We start from the raw sequence: 22018 nt of genomic DNA, 5'->3' as shown, positions 1-22018 counted from the left end.
CAGTACCTGTCAGTAATGTAACCTTTTGATTTATTTCTCTCCTTTTATGCCCTGATCCTTAATTTCTCCTTTGGGCTATAGTTAATACTATTCAGCTTTTTTGCTGTCGTACGTTTATGGCGTATCGTCAGCCTTTACTCGCCTCTTTTTTATGACTGGATGCTGTGGCGTATCAGTCTTTTGCTTTCTACCTTCACTCGGCATTTTTGACAGCATTCTGCCTGTAAGGCTGTTTTCTGCTCAATATCACGCGGCTCGCACGGCTCAGGAAGCTCACCTGAGCAATCCGTTTGGATACGCCTTTTACTGGCTATTCCCGACTTTTCATTATGCAGATTGCCATCAGTCTGTATGAGCACCCGACCAGAAAGGTACCTATGAACTTATTTCTAAAGGCTATTCTTGGATCACGAACTATTTTTGGATCACCTATCGCAGCGACCCCCTGGCATGATTCTGCACCCGTAAGAGAAGAACTATTCAGTGTGGAGCGTTTGGAAGAGCATGCTGAAAGCCTCGCCAAAGCCCAGTCGATAACTACCCACCCACCACGGGTATCTACTCTGCATGCCCGCCTGGATGATAACGCCAATACCTTGTTGGCAGCATATCGGGCCAGTGCCGCAGAGTTGGAGAATGGCCGAGCAGTCGTTCCTGCGGCTGAGTGGTTGTTGGATAATTATCATCTGGTTGAAGAGCAAATTCGCGAGATCCGTGATGATTTGCCTCCGGGTTATTACCGCCAATTACCGAAACTGGCCGATGGCCCCTTCGCCGGCTATCCACGCGTATTTGGCATTACCTGGGCTTTTGTGGCACACACTGACAGCCATCTGGACCCAGAGGTTTTGTGTCGTTTTATTATGGCGTATCAGCGTGTTCAACCGCTGACTATCGGCGAACTTTGGGCCGTGGCGATTACTCTGCGTATTGTGCTGATAGAGAATTTACGTCGTCTGGCCGATCAGATAACACAAGGACGTAAAGCCCGTTCGGATGCCGAGGCGCTGGCGAATCGCTTATTAGAAGCCGGAGATAGCCAATTGGCGTTAGAGTCCGATATGGCCGTGCGCTCCAGTGAGCCATTATCTGAACAATTTGCCTCTCAACTGGCAAAGCGGTTACGGGATCAGGATCCGCGCACAACGCCAGCGTTGGGCTGGCTGGAAGATCGCCTTAACTCACAAGGGCTATCAATTAGTGAAGTGGTACAACGAGCCCAATTACGGCAGGGTTCGTCTAATGTTTCGGTCCGCAATGTGATTACCAGTATGCGGTTAATCTCGGATATTGATTGGGCTGATTTGTTTGAGAGCGTGAGTCTGGTTGATGAATGCTTACGCCAGGGCAGCACCTTTGCCAGTATGGATTTTCAAACCCGCAATCTGTATCGCAGCGCCATCGAACAATTATGCCGTGGTTCCACCTTCACTGAACTTGAAATTGCAGGTCTTGCTCTGCAAGTTGCGCAGAGTACAGCCGAAACCGCAGAACCAGAGAATGTCGAACGTTGCCGTGACCCAGGTTATCACTTGATTGGGGCAGGAAGGCGTGAACTGGAGAATCAACTCAGATTCAGTCCTTCAATACGTTTATGGTTTAGCCGCTTGAGTGTCAGCTTTGGTGTTGGCGGTTATATGGGGGCCATTTTTCTGGTTACCGCCGGATTGCTTGCATTGGCGCTGTGGGCGCTCTCCTTCCCCGGACTGGCGGTGGGCTGGCTGGTATTATTTACCTTAATCGCATTTATTCCAACGACAGACGTAGCGACAGCTCTGGTAAACCGTATTATTACCTGGAGTTTTGGGGCCACTATTTTACCTGGGCTGGAATTAGCCGGTGGCGTGCCTGATGCATTACGTACATTGGTGGTGGTACCCACGTTACTCACCAGTAAAGACGATTTACTTGAGCAAGTCGAACAGCTAGAAGTCCATCATTTATCCGGGGCTAGCGGTTCCCTTACTTTTGCCCTGTTACTGGATGGGGTTGATGCTGACCAGCAAGTTACCCCAAGTGATGGTCCGTTATTGGCATTGGCTGATGCGGCTATTGCACGGCTTAACCAACAATATGGTCCCGGCCCAGCGGGGCCGCGTTTCCTGTTGCTGTACCGTCAGCGGCGGTTTAATGAAAATGAAAACTGTTGGATGGGCTGGGAGCGCAAGCGCGGTAAGCTGCATGAGCTTAACCGCCTGTTACGCGGTGCAACGGACACCTCATTTATTGCTACCGCGGCCGGTGAGCCACAGGTGCCAACTGATGTGCGCTATGTCATTACGCTGGATGCCGATACCCGTCTTCCTCGCGATGCTGCCTTGCACTTGATTGGCAAAATGGCACATCCCCTTAATCAGCCGCGTTTCAGTGCTGACAAACAGCGGATCACTGATGGTTATGGCATCCTTCAGCCACGGGTGACGCTGGCATTACCAATGGGGAAAGGGGGATCGTTATACCAACGGGTGTTTTCCGGCCCAGGGGGGATGGACCCTTACGCCGCCGCAGTTTCAGATGTTTATCAGGATATGTTTGGCGAAGGCTCTTATACCGGCAAAGGTATTTATGATGTTGATGCGTTTGAAGCCGCGCTGGCAGGCAGGGTGCCGGAAAATGCCTTACTCAGCCATGATCTGTTTGAGGGGATTTTTGCCCGGGCCGGATTAGCCTCTGATATTGAAGTGGTTGAAGAGTCACCCGCCCGTTATGACGTAGTGACTAAGCGTCAGCATCGCTGGACGCGGGGTGACTGGCAATTACTGCGTTGGGTGGTCAAAAACGGTAAAGATAGTAAGAATGTTCCGTTGCTAGGCCGCTGGAAAATGGTGGATAACTTGCGCCGCTCGCTGGTCGCCCCCTTTGCACTGATGTTGTTGGGTTGCAGTTGGATGCTCCCCATGCCTGCTGCGTGGGTTGGGGTACTGCTGGTTATCATGTTGGTTGCGCTGCCCTCTTTTCTGCCAATTTTGTTCTCCTTATGGCCGGCTCAGAATATTCGGTTGAGTAACCATTTACGTTCTTTACTCGATGATACTAAGCGGGCAGGCAGTCAGACGTTATTATCATTAACTTTCCTGGCCGACCACGCCTGGCAGATGGTTGATGCTATTGGCCGTACGTTAATTCGCCTGTTTATTACCCATCGCAATTTACTGGAGTGGACGACCGCCGCACAATCTGCCGGTAAACCCCACTCCGGTGTCGCAGGATTTTATCGCCATATGGCAGGCGGTACGCTATGGGGAGGGCTGATGGCTATCACCGCATTGATGGTTTCTCCCGCTGCCTGGCCACTGATTTTGCCCTTTGCCATTTTATGGTTTTTTGCACCGGTCATCGCCTGGTGGACCAGCCGCTTCTATCAGGTAGCACAACATAAACCGATCACGGCTGAAGATATCCCAGAATTGCGTCTGACCGCCCGACGCACTTGGCGCTTCTTCGAAACCTTTGTTACGCCAGATGAAAATATGCTGCCGCCTGATAACTTTCAGGAAGATCCCAAACCTGTGGTAGCGCACCGTACTTCACCGACCAATATGGGCCTGTACTTACTCTCTACCGTGGCTGCTCGTGATTTTGGCTGGGCGGGTACTTTTCGCACCTTGGTTCGACTGGAAACAACCTTTGAAACCTTTCATAAGCTGGCACGTTTCAGAGGACATTTCTTTAACTGGTATGGCACACAGGATTTACGGGCGCTGGAACCGGCTTATGTTTCATCCGTAGATAGCGGTAACCTGGCCGGGCATTTGATTGTGCTGGCCAATACCTGTGAGGAGTGGGCGGCAGAGCCGCTAGCAGCTAACGGTGCTAAAGGGTTGATGGATAATCTGCTGTTGGCTGAAATTTCCTTTAAAGCGTTGCCACCAGGTGATGCTGATTTTAAACGTAAGTTGTGGGCGGTGTTGGAACAAATCCGTATGGATTTAAAGGGCGTGGATGATGCTCAAATGTTGCCGCTGTCGTTGAAGTCGTTATTGGCAAAAGCCTCCGCGATGGTGCATGGTGTCGCGCGTCCTATCGATGATAATGCATTTATTGACTTAAGTTATTGGATTGAAGCACTGATTCTGGCTGCCGCTGAACATGAATATGACCAGCAATTGACGCAAGAGATGCAAGAGCTGGTGAATGATCGGTTGCTGAAATTGGCAGCCGAAGCCCGCCATATGGCACTGACGATGGATTTTGCCTTCTTACTCGATCCCGAACGTAAATTGTTATCCATTGGTTATTCGCTGGTGGATAACAGCCTTGATCCGAGTTGCTACGATTTATTGGCTTCTGAGGCTCGCCTTGCCAGCCTGTTTGCTATTGCCAAAGGGGATGTACCTACCCGCCATTGGTTCCGTCTGGGACGAGCGGCAACCCCCATTGGTAAAGGAGCTGCGCTGATTTCATGGTCTGGCTCGATGTTTGAATACCTGATGCCATCATTGGTGATGCGTGCGCCCGCAGGCAGTTTGCTGGAACAAACTAATCAACTGGTGGTTGAACGGCAACAGGCCTATGGCCGCAGTTTGAATATTCCCTGGGGCATCTCTGAGTCAGCGTACAGTGCACGTGATATTGAGTTTACTTATCAATATTCTAACTTCGGTGTCCCTGGGTTGGGGTTAAAACGCGGTTTATCAGAAAATACCGTAATCGCGCCTTATGCTACCGGGCTGGCAGCCATGGTTGATCCACACGGTGCGCTGCAAAACTATGAAAAACTGGCGGAGATGGGCGCGTTAGGCCGCTATGGTTTCTATGAAGCATTGGATTTCACCCGCTCGCGCTTACCGGAAAATCAGCAGGTGGTGATTGTACGCAACTATATGGCGCACCATCAGGGGATGACCATTGTTGCCATTGCGAATACCTTACTACAAGGGCGGATGCGCAACCGTTTCCACCATGAGCCGATGATTCAGGCCTGCGAATTATTGTTACAGGAACGGATGCCACGCAATGTGGCGATTACTTATCCTCGCACCGAGGAAGTGTTGCTCTCGGCGCTGGCAGACAGTGCATTACCTACCGTTCGTCGCCTGTCCTCACCGGTTACCGGTGCACCAGTGACTCACCTGTTATCCAATGGCCGTTATGCCGTGATGCTAACCAGCGCGGGGGCCGGTTACAGCCGGTGGTTGGATGTTGCAGTCACTCGCTGGCGGGAAGATGCTACTTGTGATGATTATGGCTCCTTTATTTTCCTGCGCGACTTACGCAGTGGTCGCAGTTGGTCTGCCGGGGCGCAATTAGCGGCCAGTGATAATGCGCATCGCGAGGTGATTTTCGGTGAGGATCATGCCGAATTTATCTGCCGCGACGGTACGCTGACCAGCACCATGGATGTGTTGATTTCCAGCGAAGATGATGGCGAAGTACGACGGATCTCGTTACTTAACACGGGCCGGCGTGCGCGGGAGATTGAACTGACATCGTATGCTGAAGTGGTACTCACTGCGGCCTCAACAGACAGTGCGCATCCGGCATTTGCCAAAATGTTTGTGGTCACTGAATATCTGGCGGAATTGGGGGCATTAATTGCAACGCGGCGGCCAAGAACCGCACAAGAACCGCAAGTCTGGGCCGCGCATTTCTTGGTTACCGATGGTTTGCCTATGCGTGAACTGCAATATGAATCGGATCGTGCCAAGTTTATCGGTCGCGGTAACCGGGTGACGACCTCGCAGGCAATGCAGGTGGATGTAGACCTATCCAATACCGTGGGAACGGTTCTTGACCCCATATTCTCACTGCGCCAGAGCCTACTGATCCCTGCGGGTAAAACCGTCACCGTTTCTTTCTGGACACTGATCGCTTCATCGAAAGAAGATTTGCTGGATATGGTGGATAAACACCGTGACCGCAGTGCGTATGACCGCGCTAAAACACTGGCCTGGACCCAGGCACAGGTGCAATTGCGCCATCTGGAAATCAACGCTGAAGAAGCGGCAGATTTTCAGCAACTGGCCGCACCTATTCTGTATGCCGATGCCCGCTTCCGTTCGCCATCAACGACTATCATGTGCGGTGCTGGGAGCCAATCAACTTTATGGACTCAATCAATATCAGGTGATTTACCAATAGTTCTGCTGCGCATTGATGACATCGAAGACATAGATCAGGTGCGTCAGTTACTGCGCGCACATGAATACTGGCATATGAAACGTTTGGCGGTTGATCTGGTTATCATCAATGAGCGGGCGTCTTCTTATGTGCAAGATTTACAAATCGCCATCGAAACTGCCGTGCGTAGTAGCCAATCACGGCCCCACTTGGGTGATCAGCTACGACAAGGTTCGGCCTATGCCTTACGTGCTGATCTGATGAGTGTGGAGACTCGATCACTGCTACGCTCGGTTGCGCGGGTGGTGCTATCTGCCCGTTATGGCACATTAGGTAATCAGCTCAACCACCTGTTATTCACTCTGGACAAAAAAGTTGTCCCATCAGATAAAAAACTGTTCGCCTCAGACAAAAAGTTATTCATATCAGATAAACGCCTGCTAGCGCAGGATAAAAAGTTATTAACAGTGGAGAAGAAAGCCAGTCTCTCACTGGCCAAACCGGCTAATTCGCCAACGGCAACCTTGTTACCATTACCTGAAAACCTCGAGTTCTTTAATGGTTTGGGTGGGTTTGGCCTGCAAGGGCAGGAATATATCACTTGCCTGAATGATGGGGAAAATACCCCAGCACCCTGGATCAATGTCATTTCCAATCAGACCTTCGGTTTTCAGGTTTCGGCAACCGGTAGCGGTTATACCTGGGCTGAAAATAGCCGAGAAAACCAGATAACGCCGTGGCTCAACGACCCTGTTATTGATCCTTCTGGCGAATGTCTGTATCTGCGTGATGAAGACTCTGGGCTACTTTGGAGCCCTACGGCACAGCCGATCCGTGATGGTGGCACTTATATTGCTCGCCACGGTCATGGCTATAGCCGGTTTGAGCATCAGGCGAACGGTATTGGCATGGCGCTGGTGCAATATGTGCCGTTGACCGACCCTATCAAGATATCCCGCCTGATGCTGCGCAATATGTCGAATAAACCACGGCGTATCTCAGTGACAGCCTATGCTGAATGGGTGCTAGCCACCTCCCGTGGCGCGACTGGGCCATTCATTATTACCGAGATGGACGAGCTAACCGGTGCCATGCTGGCACGAAATCCGTGGAGTACCGCCTTCCCTGGCAGAGTTTCCTTCGCTGACTTGAATGGGCAGCAAAATAGCTGGACTGCCGACCGTAGCGAGTTCCTCGGCCATTACCGGAATAGCACCGCCCCGCTAGCGCTCACGGCAACAATACCACTTTCCGGTACAACCGGTGCCGGGTTCGATCCCTGTAGTGCGCTTCAGCAAACGATTGAACTGGCAGTCGGTGAGCAGGTAGAGGTGGTGTGGTTTATCGGTCAGTGTGCTTCTGTGAGTGAGGCACAAACATTGATTACACGCTACCGTGCGGCAAATTTGGATGCGGTGTTGTCTGACGTCACCGATTACTGGCGTACCTTGCTGGGGGCGATCCAGGTGAAAACGCCAGATCGGCAGATGGATATCATGCTCAATGGCTGGCTGCTTTATCAAACGCTGGCATGTCGCGTTTGGGCCAGGTCGGCGTTTTACCAGGCCAGTGGTGCTTATGGCTTCCGCGATCAATTACAGGACGGTATGGCGCTGACCTTTGTTCAACCGGATACGACAAGGCACCACCTGCTACGCGCCGCCGGGCGGCAATTTATCGAAGGTGATGTACAGCACTGGTGGTTGCCTCACTCTGGGCAGGGGGTGCGCACTCGCATCTCTGATGACCGGGTTTGGCTCTCTTTTGCCACCGCCACCTATATCCTTGCAAGCGGCGATACCGCAGTGCTGGATGAAATCGTGCCATTCCTCGAAGGGCCGATATTGCGCCCAGGTGAACACGATGCTTTCTTCCAGCCACTGGTAGCACAGGAAAGCGCTTCACTGTTTGACCATTGTGCCAAAGGGTTGGAGCAATGTATTGAACTGACTGGAGAGCTTGGTTTACCGCTGATGGGGACCGGCGACTGGAATGACGGTATGAACCGGGTTGGTGAAGAGGGAAAAGGGGAGAGTGTCTGGTTGGGGTGGTTATTGGTGGCAACACTGAAAATGTTTATTCCATTGGCCAGCGAGCGTGACCCTCGACGGGCCAGACAGTGGCAGGGCCACCTCACTGGATTAATCGCGGCATTAGAGCGGGAAGCATGGGATGGCGACTGGTATCGCCGTGCAACCTTTGATAATGGCAGTTGGCTAGGCTCCAAAGTATGCGGGGAGTGCCGTATTGACTCGATTGCCCAGTCATGGGCGGTGCTATCGGGAGCCGCAGATCCGCAACGAGTAGTACAGGCCATGGCGTCACTGGAGCAACATCTTATTCGCCCCGATGATGGGATGGCATTATTGTTCACACCACCTTTTGACAAAACGCCAGATGATCCGGGTTATATCAAGGGCTATCCTCCAGGTTTGCGGGAAAACGGCGGTCAATATAGCCATGCTGCTATGTGGGCGATTTTAGCCTTTACCGAATTGGGGGAAGGGGATAAAGCCCGCGACCTGTTTACATTGCTTAATCCAATAAACCATGGCAAAACCCCTGAGGGAATTGCGCGTTACAAAGTTGAACCCTATGTGGTAGCCGCCGATGTCTATTCGGTCGCGCCGCATGTTGGGCGCGGCGGCTGGACGTGGTATACCGGTTCTGCCGGCTGGATGCAGCGTGCGGGTATGGAAGGTATCTTGGGGATCCGGCGTGAAGGCGCGGAACTGGTGATTAATCCTTGCATACCCGCCAGTTGGCCGGGGTTTGAGGTGACAGTTAGTCTGGCCAACACGCGGTATGTTATTCGTGTTGAAAGTCCGGCACAGCGCTGTCAGGGCATCAGTTCGGCGACATTGAATGGTTTAATGGTCACCTATCAATCTGACGGAGTGCGAGTGGCACTGGATGGCGGTGAATACGAACTGATTATTATTTTATAGCGAATATGGATTCAGTCGGGATAGTCAACGAGCACTATCTTGACTGAACAAAATAAAAACTGAAAAATATGTTGAATTATCATGCAACTGCCCCAATATTATAAGCTCCTTACTAAGGAGGTTTGCATATGGGAATTAGCGAAGAAGAGAGTATCCGCCGTCTGACTGATGAGAAAAACTCTATTGGTCATTCGGCTAAATGGGTGGCAATCATTTCTGCCGTCTATTTCGTTATGATGCTGTTTTATCAGCATGAATTAGGTGTATTAACCTTGGCTGGCGGGATTTTTGTCGTATCGTTTTCCATCTGGATGAAGAAGCGCCAGAAAGTGAAATCTTACAAAAACCAACTGCAACAGATGGGCGAGGATAAAAAGCCTTAACGCTGGTTACCAGCATGAGCAGACTGAATTATCAGAACAACAATTTTATCATCACTACAGGCCTCAACCTGATAAAATGTTTGTCCGATTGTTCAGGCTTCTATTTTTCGTTTGCAGTAATGCAAGCGCTGTTTGTTTGTTACCTTTCAGCCCCGTAGCCGTCTGTTTATTCTTATGGTTTTCTTGCCAGTGATTTGGACATATTAAATCCTGTTACTACAAATGCCATTTGTTCATACAATCTTTTAGCTTGTGGATTATCCGCAGCGACCCGCAGTTTTATCTCAAATATGTCCTGAGCAACCAGTATTTTTTCTAATTCCTGTAAACACGCGGAACCATAGCCTTTACGCTGATGGTGCGGCAGTACATAGAAATCTTTAATAAAAGCGGCATTGTCATTGCTAGCCTGGCCGAACCATAAATAGCCCACCAGTGCATTATTATCATTCTCGCTATCCTTATTTTCGATACAATATAGATGATCGCCGGGAGTATTCACGCCCTCAGGTAAGTAACCATCAAAAATTTGCGTTGCATGAGCTAATGCTTGCTCGGTGCTATAACCGCTATTAGCTGATAAATCTTGCGCATATTCAGTAATAAATAGATTCCGATAGTCGTTTAGCTCTTCGGTATGCATTGCTCTGAGTGTGACCATAATATTCCCTTGGTATTTGAAGCACTGAGGAGGTTAGCGGCGCAGGCTCATTCCGTAATCTTATGGAATGCGTTTGCTGCCTGCCTACAACTCTAATGACTTTGTGTATATAGTAGATTTAGTTTGAGATAAACATATTAACGCTTTGCAGGAAATAAGATACATAAAGTAAATCATAAAGTTAAACCACAAAGGGGATGTAATGACCACGCAAAATAGCCATAAAGATGCCGTTGAGCGGCAGTTTGGCGATCAGGCCAATGCCTATCTGACCAGTGCGGTCCATGCTCAAGGCAAAGATTTACAGCGTCTGACTACACTATTGCAACCTCATAGTGATGCCCGTTTACTTGACCTTGGATGCGGTGCCGGACATGCCAGTTTTACCGCGGCGGCAGTCGTTAAATCGGTGGTTTCTTATGATCTTTCAGCACAAATGCTGCAAGTGGTCAGTCAGGCGGCGATGGATAAAAAGCTGACTAACATTGACGTGCAGCAAGGATTAGCAGAGTCATTGCCGTTTGATGATCAAAGTTTTGATATTGTTATCAGCCGTTATTCTGCTCATCATTGGCACGATGTCGGCCAAGCGTTGCGAGAAGTTAAACGTGTATTACGCCCCGGTGGAAAGGTAATCTTTATGGATGTGGTTTCCCCCGGTCATCCTGTGCTGGATATTTATTTGCAGACCGTGGAAGTGTTACGTGATACCTCACATGTACGAAATTACTCTCCTGGTGAATGGTTGGCGCGAGTAACTGATGCCGGATTAGTGATAAATGAAGTCACCACGGATCGGTTGTATTTGGAGTTCAGTAGCTGGATTGCCAGAATGCGTACTCCGCAATATTTTGCTATCGCGATCCGTGAGCTACAAAAATCAGCATCTGATGGTGTAATTAAGCATTATGAGATCCAACCTGATGGTTCATTTACCAGTGATATTATGATGATTGTGGCAAAGTGTGACTGAACCTGGCCCTCTTTCAGGCCGTTTCCCGCATTTTGAAATCTATTGAGCCTAAATGTAGACGGCGGTACTAATATATCGCTGTCTACATATAAGTATTTATAACTTTTTCTAATGACACAAATTACTTTATTTTCTCCTTATTACTCTCACAATGATTGAGCTTCTTTACATTGCATTACGTCACTTTGCGTTAGTCAGCACATAATTAATCTCACATAGACGTTACATATAACCCGTCAGTTGGAGCATATTATGAAACTATTACCTGTCATCGTAGCGGCACTTATTACTACCACTTCGTTCGCCACTCTGGCCGCGCAAGAAGTTAGCTCAGAACAAGCCACTAAATTGCAAAGTATGGGGGTGATTTCTCTTTCTAATGTTAGCGGTTCACCCATGGATGTAGAGTCAGCACTGAATGCGAAAGCCAGCGCTGATGGTGCCAGCCACTATCGGGTCATTGGTATGAGTAACCCCGGCGATTCAAGCTATTACAGCGCCAGCGCCGAGATTTATCAGTAATGTTTCACGCTAAGTTAGCACGAGTGAAATATTTAGATACTATATTGATGTAGCAATATTTTTTTAATCTGACGCTACACTTAGGTTAACAATAGTGAGCCATTGTTAACCTAAGCCAGTTCATTTCATTATTACCCGTCGTTATGATCAATTTATCTGCTAAAAATAATTAACTCTTAGAGCAATCTTAATGCGTTCTTAATAAATATAAGGTGTTATTGTAGTTCATTCGGGTTTCCGAGGAGAGGCTATGCTAAACACTGTCCGGCGTAATTTTAAAAGTCAGTTTTCCTATTTACAGCGCTTTATTGCCTCACCACGTACCGTTGGTACGTTAGCTCCTTCTTCGCCTTGGCTATGTCAGGCAATGTTGAATCAGGTGGATTGGACCCAAGACCTTAATATTGCTGAGTTAGGGGCTGCTGATGGCGTGTTGACCAAGCGTATTTTGTCACACATGTCGGCAAACTCTCACTTACAGGCCTACGAGATTCAGCCACACTTTGTCCATGCATTGCACCAGATTAAAGACCCGCGTTTGCAGGTGGCTGATCGTTCAGCCGAACAGTTGGATCAGAATTACGATGTGGTATTTTGTTGTCTGCCATTGCTCTCGATCCCAACCAAGATCAGTATCAGAATATTGCAGCAAACTCAGCAGCGCTTACGAGCCAACAACGGGGTGTTAGTATTATTCCAATACAGTCACCTTTCTGAGCCGTTGCTATCTCGTTATTTTACGTGGAAGAAAATACGCGTGGTGCGTAATTTCCCACCTGCCTTAGTGTATATTTGCCAACCTCGCTAGTGGCCCTATCTTGATAGTCACCTAACATTACTTGCGCAATAGCCTCTGGTTTGCCAGAGGATTATCAGGCAAAAAAACCAATCGTATTGATCAAATATAAGCTTGAGCCTGACTTTCAGCGGTTTCTTTCTCTGATTCGAATGCCTTCCCCCCATTCAATTGAAAATACCGATAATAATGATTACCACGCTCATCTCTTCTTTTGATGCGGTGTTCTGAGTAGGCAGGTGGAGGTCATAGCCAGTACGGCCAGCGCTAAAGGCCGTGACCAACGCGAAAACCTGAAAAGTGATGGTTGGTTTATGCAAGATTCAATTGAACTGATAGATAAGTGGGTTGTACTGACAGGTTTACGTTATGAGTAGTTTAATGTTACCTCCGGTAAAGGGCGGCTTTTCGTCACCCATCCCGATAGCTCTGACAGTAAATTGATCCCGTACTGGTGTGGCCTATAAGTTAACATCGGAAGTTTCTCTTGATGGCAGTTACAGTGTGTCTTTCAAACCTAATTTGTTTATTGCACCCAGATAAATTGATTGTCACCGGAGCAGGGGTAATCTTGGGAGATTGGCAGTAGAGTGGAATGAGTTAATGGTGTATCGTTAATTTTACGTTGCTGTAAAGTTTGCACTACCTTTAATTATCGGTATGATTCGCATCTACAGCATAGAGCTGAGTGTTAATCCTATTTAGCTGGTCGACAATAGTGGCCGGTTTTTTTGATGTCGAGAATTTATCCTCAGAAGTTGATGCGAAAGGACTTTCAAGTAATGACACAGACTATCTTCATGGTAGGCGCGCGTGGTGCGGGTAAGACAACGGTAGGGAAAGCGTTGGCACAGGCGTTGGGATACCGTTTTATCGATACAGATCTGTTTATGCAGCAAACCTCGCAGTTGAGTGTTGCTGAAGTGGTCGCTCGCGAAGGCTGGGAGGGTTTCCGCCAACGAGAAAGTATGGCTCTACAGGCTGTCACTGCGCCTAAAACTGTCGTTGCGACCGGTGGTGGTGCGGTACTCACTCTTGAGAATCGTACCTTTATGCGTAAGCACGGGCAGGTTATCTACCTGTGCGCATCAGCATATGTATTGGCTGAACGATTAGCCGAAGACCCGGAAGATGCCCAGCGACCAAGCCTTACAGGTAAACCGATCGTTGAGGAAATGCAGGATGTACTGGCCAGCCGGGAAGCTCTGTATCAAGAAGTCGCCCACTATGTACTGGATGCAACCCAACCACCGCAAGATGTTGTTGAACAAATTTTGCAGCTTCTGATTGATGAAACTGTAAAGTAGCAGGGAAAGTAAGCACAATTTATCCGATGAATAATTAGCCCACCTGATTGCCTGATAATTATACGAAGCGTACAATTATCACCTACGTAATCATTTCAGCGTAACTCATTTGCGTTGATTAATGCCACTTAAGGCAAGGCCGATCAAGGCGGGCCGATGAGAACCTTCAAATCCTTTATTCACCAACACACCAATTTTATGCCAGCATTTTGGTCAATATTGATTGTAGTTTTTGAAACCTCGCTGGCGCTATACATCTTACGCAACCTCTAATGCCACTCTTATTTCGATAAATGAACCTTCATGATAACTGTGAAGGTGTTTGCTACGGCTAATTTTCAACCATATGGCAGCTATTTACCGCTAAATTGTACGCTTTCTCCGCAACTTCGGGAGTGAATCCGGCTATGATCCCATTTCGCCATAATAATCAGTGACAGAGCGTTTATAGAAACTCTAATATGAAAGCTCAATCTTGATTAAGACGCGGGTACAAAACTATGCTGAAATTTAATGAGTATTTTACCGGGAAAGTGAAATCTATTGGTTTTGACAGTGACAGCATTGGGCAAGCTAGCGTTGGGGTGATGGAAAAGGGGGAGTACACTTTCAGTACGGCTAAAGCGGAAGAAATGACGGTGATCACCGGCTGCTTAAAAGTGCTGATTCCAGGTTCGGCTGGCTGGGAAGTCTTTAAGCCAGGTGAAACCTTCTACATCCCAGGGGAAAGTGAGTTTAACCTGCAAGTTGCTGAAGCATCTTCGTATCTGTGCAAATATTTGAGCTAAAGAATTCAGATACTCGCCCTCTCATCACGAAAGGGCGATATCAGCTTAAGGTGTGTTATGCACCTAAGTTAGTGTTGAGCCTCGCCACCCAAGGCTTCAATCAGATTTTTAATTAAGGCGGCCAGTTCACTGGTCATCAGAATAAAATCGGCATCGAAGCGCTGAGCAAAATCGTCCCGATCAATATCATCGTTCTGCTCACGCAGCGTGTCAGCGAATTTCAGGCGCTTGAGTGAGCCGTCATCGGACAGAACCAATTGAACGCGTTCCTGCCAATCCAGTGCCAGTTTAGTGACCAACTTGCCCGCTTCAATATGTACTGCGATTTCATCACTGAATAGATCCTGCTTCTTGCAACGGATCACGCCGCCGTCTTCCAGAATGGCTTTCAACTCAGCTTCATCCATCAGCGCAAATCCGGCGGGCAATTCTTTACTACGCACCCACTCGGTTAACGTCAGCTCGATAGGATTTTCTAAGGTCAGTGGCACGACTGGCAAAGAACCCAGACTTTTACGCAACAATGCTAAGGTGTCTTCAGCCCGTTTAGCGCTGGCAGCATCAACCATAATCAGATCGTTGACGGTATCAATCCACAAAAAGGTTTGGTTAAAGCGACTGAATGCCCGTGGCAATAAACTGTGCAGAACTTCATCTTTTAATGAGTCTTTTTCGGTTTTTTTCAGTTTGCGATGCTGTTCACCTTCCAGACGCTCAATTTTTGCCTGCAACTCTTGCTTAATCACTGGTGATGGCAAGATTTTTTCTTCTTTGCGGGCGCAAATGACGATCTGGCCATTAACCGTATGGGTTAATGCATCGCTATGCGACCCCATTGGTGATACCCAACCCGTTTTAGCCATATCCTGACTGCCACATGGCGTGAAACTGAGGGCGCTTAACTGTTTCTCCATTTCATCCGCAGATAGCGAAACTTCCCGGCTCAAACGGTAAACCATTAAATTCTTAAACCACAGCATAGTGTTATCCCTGGCTCGGGCGCGCCTGGAGCGCGCGAGTTAATCAAACGCAGGGCGGCATGATAACGAATTGACGCCTCGGCCCCTAGTAAAAAGAATAAGAAAAAAACAGAGCCGACCGCTTATCTGCTGAGCGCTATTTTAATCCGTATAAATTCAAACATGACCGAATGCAAAATAGCGGGTGACAAAGATTGTGTCACTGGGGTGTATTGTCCAAACTGAAAGGAGAAAGTTTTTATTGTCGTCACGTTTTTGGCAAACTGGGCCTTATTTTTTGATAAAACCGGTTATCACCAACAGCAAATCATCCTGTCAATGAGGTAAAGCGCTATGCGCATTGGTATAGATCTGGGGGGCACCAAAATAGAGGTCATTGCATTGGCCAACGACGGGCAGGAGTTGTTTCGTAAACGGGTTGATACACCCCGCCACGATTATCAGAACACCTTGCAGGCGATTGCAACGTTAGTGGCCGACGCGGAGCAGGCGACGGGCCAGCAGGGGAGTGTGGGCGTGGGTATCCCAGGGACTCTCTCTCCGTTTACAGGCAAAGTAAAAAATGCCAATTCGGTGTGGCTGAATGGTCAAATGCTAGATAAGGATTTATCAGAGCTACTCTCCCGCCCAGTTCGGTTGGCAAATGATGCTAACTGCCTGGCTGTGTCTGAGGCTACCGATGGCGCGGGGGCTGGGAAACATCTGGTATTTGCTGCCATTATTGGTACTGGCTGTGGCTCTGGTATTGCTATTGATGGCCGGGTACATGCAGGTGGCAATGGCATTGCCGGTGAATGGGGCCATAACCCTTTACCGTGGCAAAATGAGGAAGAGCGGCAATATCAACAGGAAGTCGCCTGCTATTGTGGTAAAAAAGGGTGCATCGAGACCTTTGTCTCCGGCACCGGCTTTGCGACCGACTATTTTCGTATGAGTGGCAAACAGCTTAAAGGCCATGAAATTATCGCCTTAGTCGCACAGGGTGATGCCATAGCGGAGCAAGCAATGAGTCATTATGAACAACGCTTTGCTAAGTCGTTAGCCCATGTCATTAACCTGTTTGACCCAGATGTGGTGGTATTAGGCGGTGGCATGAGCAACGTTGATCGGCTATATACAACCTTGCCTGCGCTCATCAGCCCATGGGTGTTTGGCGGTGAGTGTCAGACCCCGGTGCGCAAAGCCCTTCATGGTGATTCTAGTGGTGTGCGTGGCGCTGCTTGGTTGTGGCCTACCCTTCATCCTTGACACTACAGCGTTGTTAGCGGCTCTCGTGCGCCCGAATCACTTACCTGAGTAAGCTCATCGGGGTTAATGAGCCTCATCCTTGAGGCTCACCCTGCGGGCTAGCATAACTGCTGTACAAATCGGTTCCCGACCGATTTGTAGCTCGTTTGCTGCTAATAACGCTGGGTAATATGCGGTTTTGCTATACCTACTTGACCTGGAAGACGCTGTCTAAGCGGCTAACACCCAGCCCGTTGACTTTCTTCACTTTAATCTGCACCGGAATCCGGTCTTTCATTGCTTCAACATGGCTGATGACACCGATGGTTTTGCCTGACGCATTCAGGCTATCCAGAGCATCCAGTGCAGTATCCAGTGTTTCAGCATCGAGTGTCCCGAAGCCTTCATCAAGAAACAGAGAGTCAATGCTGGTTTTGTGACTGACCAGATCCGACAGCGCCAAGGCGAGAGCTAAACTGACTAAAAAGCTTTCGCCCCCGGACAATGTACGGGTATCACGTATCGCATCCGCCTGCCAGGTATCCACAACTTGTAGCTCCAATGCATCACTGGTTTTGCGCTGTAACAAATAGCGACCATGTAGGCGGCTGAGTTGGTTGTTTGCCAGATAGACTAAATGGTCGAGCGTCAGACCTTGAGCAAATTTACGGAATTTATCCCCCTCTTTGGAACCAATTAAGTGATTGAGATAGCTCCAATCTTCATATTGTTGCTGACTGTGCTCAATTTGCTCAAACAGTGCGTGCTGGTTTCTACGGCGGGCTGTGTCACTTTCTAACTGATTACGTAACTCGCCTTGCCGTAATGTATTGGCCTTGAGTTGTGCCAACAATTGCTCTGATTGTTGTTGCAATACCACCAATTCAGACGCCTTATCGACACCCGCCGGACACTGTTGTAATAGTTGCTCCAGCGCTTCACTGGCATGCTGCTGGCGGATATGGACTTGTTGTTGTCGCTCGCTCAATTGTTGTTTCAATTGCTGCAAACGTTGCCTTTCTTCTTCATCCAGCAGTGCGGCGTTTAAAGCGGTTTCATCCTCGAACTCGCTGGCCACCAGTGCTTGCTGTAATTGAGCTTGGGCTGTATCAGCGCGTTGCTGATGATGCTGATATTGTTGCTCTAAACCAGCCAGTTCCCCCGCTAATCGGTTAAGTTGGGACTGAGTTTGTTGCAGGGCTTCTGCCGCATTTTGTTGTACCAATTCAGCTTGCTGTTGCTGCTGACGCAACATCTGGCGAGCCTCGGCAGTACGGGTATCACCAAACAGTGCCTGACGTTGCTGACGCTGTTGTTGTAATAGGGTTTCAGCTTGTTGGTGCTGTTGGGTGAGTGCCGATAATTGGTCAACACATTCTTGTAAATGGCGACGTTCTTCTTCAATCCGTGTTTCCAGTGTTTTTTGCCCCAGAACCAACAGTTGTTGTTCTTGCTGATCCTGCTGCCAACGCTGGTTTTCCTCTTCCCGCAGAGCCAGCCAACTCTGTTGCTGGTCAGCTTCTGGTGCTGATAACGATAAATCAGCCAGACTATTATGGAAGTCTTGGCGCATCTGCGCTAAATCATCTTGTTGGCGTTGATGCTGCAACTGTAGTTGCTGATGGGCTTGCTGAGTATCTTGCTGGCGCTGAGTGATTAATGCCAGTTGCTGCAAGTGTTTTTGCTGCTGTTGTTCTGCTTGAGCCAGAGTATCTTTGGCTTGCTGATATTGCTGGCTGAGTCGCTCATATTCAGCCAATTTCTGCTGACAGTGTTGTTCTGATTGCTCTTGCTGTTCCAGCCAATTCATTAATGCTGCATGTTCATGTAATGCAAATGTCAACGCCAGCGGTTGTGCCAGTAGCTGCCAGCGCTGCTGATAATCGGCCAATTGCTGGCGGCTGTGCTGTAACTCTTGTTCCAGATGCTGTTGCTGTTGCTGAATACTGTTTTTCTGAGCATTTAACTCTGAGCCTTCAGTGGCGAGCTGTTCAACCAGGCGGCGCAGTTTATCAAGCCGTTCGGCTGTTTCCGACGGTTTTATCGCCTGATACTCGGTGATCGCGGGGTGCTCCACTGCGCCACATAGTGGGCAGGCATCCCCCGGTTGGAGTTTGGCTCTTTCCGCTTCCAGTCTGACTATCTGATTTTCGCGTTCCCACAAGGTTTCCAGATCAGTTTGATGCTGTTTTTGATGTTTATAATGTTGACGCTTTTCTTCTAATTGCAGTTCAAGCTGCTTTAATTGCTGCTGCTGGTTGGCGAATTGTTGTTGCTGTTTATCGTGCAGTATCTGAACTTGTTGTGCTAAAGGCGATAATGTGGCGAGTTGTTGCCGGGCCGATCGCTGTTGTTGCAGCTCGTCCAGTTGTTGGCGCAGTTGTGTTGAGGGCTGCTGCTGCTCAAGTGCTGTTAATTGCTGCTGGATGCTGCCAGCTTGCAAGGTCGCTTGTGCCAACACCACTTGTTGTTGTTTATCCTGCTCATTCAGTGTGGTCGCTTGCTGTTGCAAGCTGCTCAGTAATACTGCTTGCTGCTGTAATTGCTGCTCGTTAGCCACTGACTGCTGGTGCTGTATGTGCAATTGGCGGAACTGTTCGCGCCATAACGGTAGGCACTTTTCCCAGTGTTGATGGTGGGGATATTGCTGTGCATATTCAGCCAATTGTTGCAGGCGCTGATGCGTTTTTAGCAACTGCTGCTCATTTAACTCAAGTTGCTGTCTACCTTGTTGTTCTTTGCCGCGTAATTGCTGCAATTGCGCGGCAAATTGCGCTAATGAGTGCTGCTGTTGCGCGATAAGGTTATCCAGCGGTACCACTTTTTGCTCAATCAGTGTTTCTTGTTCATGCTGCCTGGCCGCCTGTTGTTGGCGCGCGGTATTGGCTTGTTCCAACGCTTGAGCTAAGGGGGTTAGTTGGCTCTGAAGCTGTTGCTGTTGGTGGGTCAGTGCGGTGATACGCAGTTGTGTCTGTTGTACATCCTGTTGGCTGAGTGAGCAGTCACGCAGTAAAGGGCGCAACTTCTCAGCCGGTTCACTACGGGCCAGCCGTTGTAATTCGGGTTGTGCCTGCTGATATTCTTGTTCAATAATTGTTTGTTGTTGCTGATATTCTTGTAGATTCTGTTGCTGTCTCTGCCAGCCGGTTAACCAGTTTATTTGGTTTTGACTCGCTGATTGTGCTGAAACAAGCTGCTTTTCTTGTTGGCTGAGGGCATCGATTTGTTGCGTTAACGCCAGGCGTTGTTCTTCATTGAGCAGTTCAATGCCACTGGCCCGTTGATGTAAGGCATCCACATTGGTCTTGGCCTGTTTATGTTGCTCAAAGACATATTCAGATAGCCGCCCGTAGATATCCGTCCCCGTTAGTTCTTCTAATAATTCGGCACGGTCATTGGCGTCGGCATTGAGAAAAGCCGCGAACTGCCCCTGCGACAACATCATAGATTTAGTGAAGCGGCCAAAATCCAGCCCAGTGATTGCTGCAACCATCTCCAGCTTATCACGCACTTTATCGGCCAGAATTTTACCGCTGTCGCATAGTGCCAGCTCAACTTTAGGGGCTTGCAAATTACCTTCTGGGCTGTTTTTCGCTCGCCGTTGGCTCCAGAATGCGCGATAGCTAATGCCTTTTACTTCAAACTCAACTTCGGCTAGTGACTCCGCTGTGTGGCGTGTCATTAATTCATTTTGGCTGGGTGTGACAGTCAAACGTGGTGTTTGGTGGTATAGCGCAAGGCAAATGGCATCCAGCAGTGTGGTTTTACCTGCGCCTGTCGGGCCGGTGATAGCGAATAAACCGTTGCTGGCAAAAGGCTCGGCGCTGAAATCTATCTTCCATTCCCCTTGCAGAGAATTAATGTTTTTTAGGCGTAAGCTTAAAATCCTCATTCAGGCTGCTCCTGTGTGGCGTCTTGCCCTTGCGTGATGTCATCAACTACTTGATTAAACATTTGACGCATCCGCTGTTGGCGCGGTTCGGCTAAGTCCGGCTCCAGCGCCAGCCTGCGTTCAAACACATCGGTAACAGTCAGCTCATTGAGTGTCTCTTTTTCCTGCCGCTCGATACTGTTGTTCCGTTGTTCTTTACTGCGGCGTAATAGTACGATTTCAACCGGTAGCTCTGCGGTCAGTACCTGAATGCGGCGTTGAATATCAGTTAGATAGTCTTGGGTAGCGACTTCTATATCCAGCCATACCGGTAAGCCGTGATGTTCAGAGAATTTAGCCAGTTGTTGCTCTATTTGCGCCAAATCCCCTTTAATTAATTGCATCGGTTGAAATTGTGGGATGAAGAGTGGAGTAACCGATGCCAGCGCCTGCTGGTGGAATTCCACCAGATAGACGCTTTTATCTTTGCTCAATTCATCAAAACTAAGGGCAATGGGGGAGCCGCTATAACGAATATGCTCAGTTTTAGCCACCTGCTGGGCACGATGAATATGGCCTAAAGCAATGTAATCGGCGGGTGGAAATGCCTGTGCCGGGAAAGCATCCAGTGTACCAATATAAATATCGCGAACCGAGTCTGTCGTGGTGACGCCAACAGTGGTCAGGTGCCCGGTGGCAATAATGGGCAGCGGCAAACCCAATTCGGTACGCAGTTCAACCGCTCGCTGATATAGTGCCTGGTAGTGGCCTGCTATCGCGGCTTGTAATGCCAGTTGTTTTTGCCCACCGGATTCACCCGCCTGGCTGGTGACTAAGTCCCTTGGCCGTAAAAACGGGATCGCGCACAGTAGTGCTCCAGGTTGATGTTGGCGGTCTTTTAGAATAATGATTTGTTGATCGAGATTGCTGCTGGCGCACGAAATAACAGTGGTATTGAGATAAGAGAGCAAACCCCGTGATTCATTCAGTGTTGACACTGAATCGTGATTGCCCCCTAACACGACTAACTGACAGCCTGTAGGTTGGAGTTCTACCACGAAGCGGTTATACAGTTCACGGGCATAACTGGGGGGCGATCCAGTATCAAAGATATCACCTGCTACAATTAGCGCATCTACCTGATTTTCTTCGATCTGATTAATGAGCCAGTGCAGAAATGCCTGATGCTCGGCAGCGCGGCTTTTAGTGAAGAAATGCTGGCCTAAATGCCAGTCAGAGGTATGAATAATGCGCATGAATCTCCCGCACGGCAGGTTAATCAGTCAAAGAGAATGGCGCTGATTATAAACGCTGTCCGTAGGATGTCGCGGCTAAAAAAAAGGTATGAGGAAAATTTCCGAGACGTCTCGCAAACTTGGCTGCTGTGTTTTGCAATTATCATGAAATTTATCACTATGCTTATTGCTTGAAGAAGCGTGATGTTTTTCATAAAAATGTCACAAAACTGACGCATAATGGCTCCCGAAACCAAATAGTGACCA

12 protein-coding genes and 1 pseudogene are annotated in these 22018 nt (G+C 48.7%); 9 read left to right on the top strand and 4 right to left on the bottom strand.

Annotated elements, in window-relative coordinates:
* Positions 1-377: 377 nt before the first annotated feature.
* The gene (locus EL015_RS16265; protein ID WP_032907137.1) at positions 378-9008 is read left to right on the top strand and encodes a GH36-type glycosyl hydrolase domain-containing protein; all 8631 of its coding nucleotides are present in this window, start codon (positions 378-380) and stop codon (positions 9006-9008) included.
* A gap of 128 nt (positions 9009-9136) precedes the next feature.
* Positions 9137-9391, top strand: coding sequence for a hypothetical protein (locus tag EL015_RS16260; RefSeq protein WP_005189247.1), 255 nt, complete (start codon positions 9137-9139; stop codon positions 9389-9391).
* A gap of 172 nt (positions 9392-9563) precedes the next feature.
* Here EL015_RS16260 and EL015_RS16255 read toward each other — a convergent pair whose 3' ends face one another.
* Positions 9564-10052 carry a GNAT family N-acetyltransferase gene (locus EL015_RS16255; RefSeq protein ID WP_005189249.1) on the bottom strand — a complete coding sequence of 163 codons (489 nt, stop codon included), beginning with the start codon at positions 10050-10052 and terminating at the stop codon, positions 9564-9566.
* Positions 10053-10254: 202 nt separating this feature from the next.
* On the opposite strand from EL015_RS16255, the gene EL015_RS16250 reads away from it, so the two are divergent.
* The 6 genes and pseudogenes from EL015_RS16250 to ppnP all read left to right on the top strand — a co-directional run bounded on the left by EL015_RS16250 (position 10255) and on the right by ppnP (position 14438).
* On the top strand, positions 10255-11025 hold the full coding sequence (locus EL015_RS16250; RefSeq protein ID WP_005189252.1) for a class I SAM-dependent methyltransferase: 771 nt from the start codon (positions 10255-10257) through the stop codon (positions 11023-11025).
* Between the two features lie 252 nt (positions 11026-11277).
* Positions 11278-11547: a YdgH/BhsA/McbA-like domain containing protein gene (locus EL015_RS16245; protein ID WP_005189255.1), complete on the top strand. Its 270-nt coding sequence runs from the start codon at positions 11278-11280 to the stop codon at positions 11545-11547.
* A gap of 250 nt (positions 11548-11797) precedes the next feature.
* Complete coding sequence (locus EL015_RS16240; protein WP_005189258.1) at positions 11798-12355, top strand: class I SAM-dependent methyltransferase; 558 nt, start codon at positions 11798-11800, stop codon at positions 12353-12355.
* Between the two features lie 239 nt (positions 12356-12594).
* Positions 12595-12888 (top strand): annotated as a pseudogene (locus EL015_RS22110) (TonB-dependent receptor domain-containing protein); the annotation flags it as partial.
* Between the two features lie 237 nt (positions 12889-13125).
* Positions 13126-13650: a shikimate kinase AroL gene (gene aroL / locus EL015_RS16230; RefSeq protein ID WP_032907124.1), complete on the top strand. Its 525-nt coding sequence runs from the start codon at positions 13126-13128 to the stop codon at positions 13648-13650.
* Positions 13651-14150: 500 nt separating this feature from the next.
* On the top strand, positions 14151-14438 hold the full coding sequence (gene ppnP, locus EL015_RS16225; protein WP_005189270.1) for a pyrimidine/purine nucleoside phosphorylase: 288 nt from the start codon (positions 14151-14153) through the stop codon (positions 14436-14438).
* 68 nt (positions 14439-14506) lie between these two features.
* Here ppnP and rdgC read toward each other — a convergent pair whose 3' ends face one another.
* Positions 14507-15418: a recombination-associated protein RdgC gene (gene rdgC / locus EL015_RS16220; protein WP_005189272.1), complete on the bottom strand. Its 912-nt coding sequence runs from the start codon at positions 15416-15418 to the stop codon at positions 14507-14509.
* A 333-nt stretch (positions 15419-15751) separates the two neighbouring features.
* Here rdgC and mak point away from each other — a divergent pair, with 333 nt between their 5' ends.
* Positions 15752-16666, top strand: coding sequence for a fructokinase (gene mak, locus EL015_RS16215; RefSeq protein ID WP_005189279.1), 915 nt, complete (start codon positions 15752-15754; stop codon positions 16664-16666).
* Between the two features lie 187 nt (positions 16667-16853).
* On the opposite strand, the gene EL015_RS16210 is transcribed toward mak, so the two are convergent.
* Together EL015_RS16210 and sbcD are read right to left on the bottom strand one after the other, a co-directional pair.
* Entirely contained in the window at positions 16854-20537 is a 3684-nt protein-coding gene (locus tag EL015_RS16210) for an AAA family ATPase (RefSeq protein ID WP_032908008.1), read from the bottom strand.
* Positions 20534-21772: an exonuclease subunit SbcD gene (gene sbcD / locus EL015_RS16205; protein WP_005193142.1), complete on the bottom strand. Its 1239-nt coding sequence runs from the start codon at positions 21770-21772 to the stop codon at positions 20534-20536. The genes EL015_RS16210 and sbcD overlap by 4 nt, the downstream gene beginning before the upstream one ends.
* Between the last annotated feature and the right edge of the window lie 246 nt (positions 21773-22018).

Origin of the sequence: Yersinia intermedia (assembly GCF_900635455.1) — a bacterium.
Classification (GTDB): domain Bacteria; phylum Pseudomonadota; class Gammaproteobacteria; order Enterobacterales; family Enterobacteriaceae; genus Yersinia; species Yersinia intermedia.
This window is presented reverse-complemented; position numbering and strand designations above follow the sequence as displayed.

Excerpts from the sequence above, each read along its gene's own strand:
- EL015_RS16265 (WP_032907137.1), top strand. The coding sequence starts at position 378 with ATGAACTTATTTCTAAAGGCTATTCTTGGATCACGAACTATTTTTGGA.
- EL015_RS16260 (WP_005189247.1), top strand. The coding sequence starts at position 9,137 with ATGGGAATTAGCGAAGAAGAGAGTATCCGCCGTCTGACTGATGAGAAA.
- EL015_RS16255 (WP_005189249.1), bottom strand. The coding sequence starts at position 10,052 with ATGGTCACACTCAGAGCAATGCATACCGAAGAGCTAAACGACTATCGG.
- EL015_RS16250 (WP_005189252.1), top strand. The coding sequence starts at position 10,255 with ATGACCACGCAAAATAGCCATAAAGATGCCGTTGAGCGGCAGTTTGGC.
- EL015_RS16245 (WP_005189255.1), top strand. The coding sequence starts at position 11,278 with ATGAAACTATTACCTGTCATCGTAGCGGCACTTATTACTACCACTTCG.
- EL015_RS16240 (WP_005189258.1), top strand. The coding sequence starts at position 11,798 with ATGCTAAACACTGTCCGGCGTAATTTTAAAAGTCAGTTTTCCTATTTA.
- aroL (WP_032907124.1), top strand. The coding sequence starts at position 13,126 with ATGACACAGACTATCTTCATGGTAGGCGCGCGTGGTGCGGGTAAGACA.
- ppnP (WP_005189270.1), top strand. The coding sequence starts at position 14,151 with ATGCTGAAATTTAATGAGTATTTTACCGGGAAAGTGAAATCTATTGGT.
- rdgC (WP_005189272.1), bottom strand. The coding sequence starts at position 15,418 with ATGCTGTGGTTTAAGAATTTAATGGTTTACCGTTTGAGCCGGGAAGTT.
- mak (WP_005189279.1), top strand. The coding sequence starts at position 15,752 with ATGCGCATTGGTATAGATCTGGGGGGCACCAAAATAGAGGTCATTGCA.
- EL015_RS16210 (WP_032908008.1), bottom strand. The coding sequence starts at position 20,537 with ATGAGGATTTTAAGCTTACGCCTAAAAAACATTAATTCTCTGCAAGGG.
- sbcD (WP_005193142.1), bottom strand. The coding sequence starts at position 21,772 with ATGCGCATTATTCATACCTCTGACTGGCATTTAGGCCAGCATTTCTTC.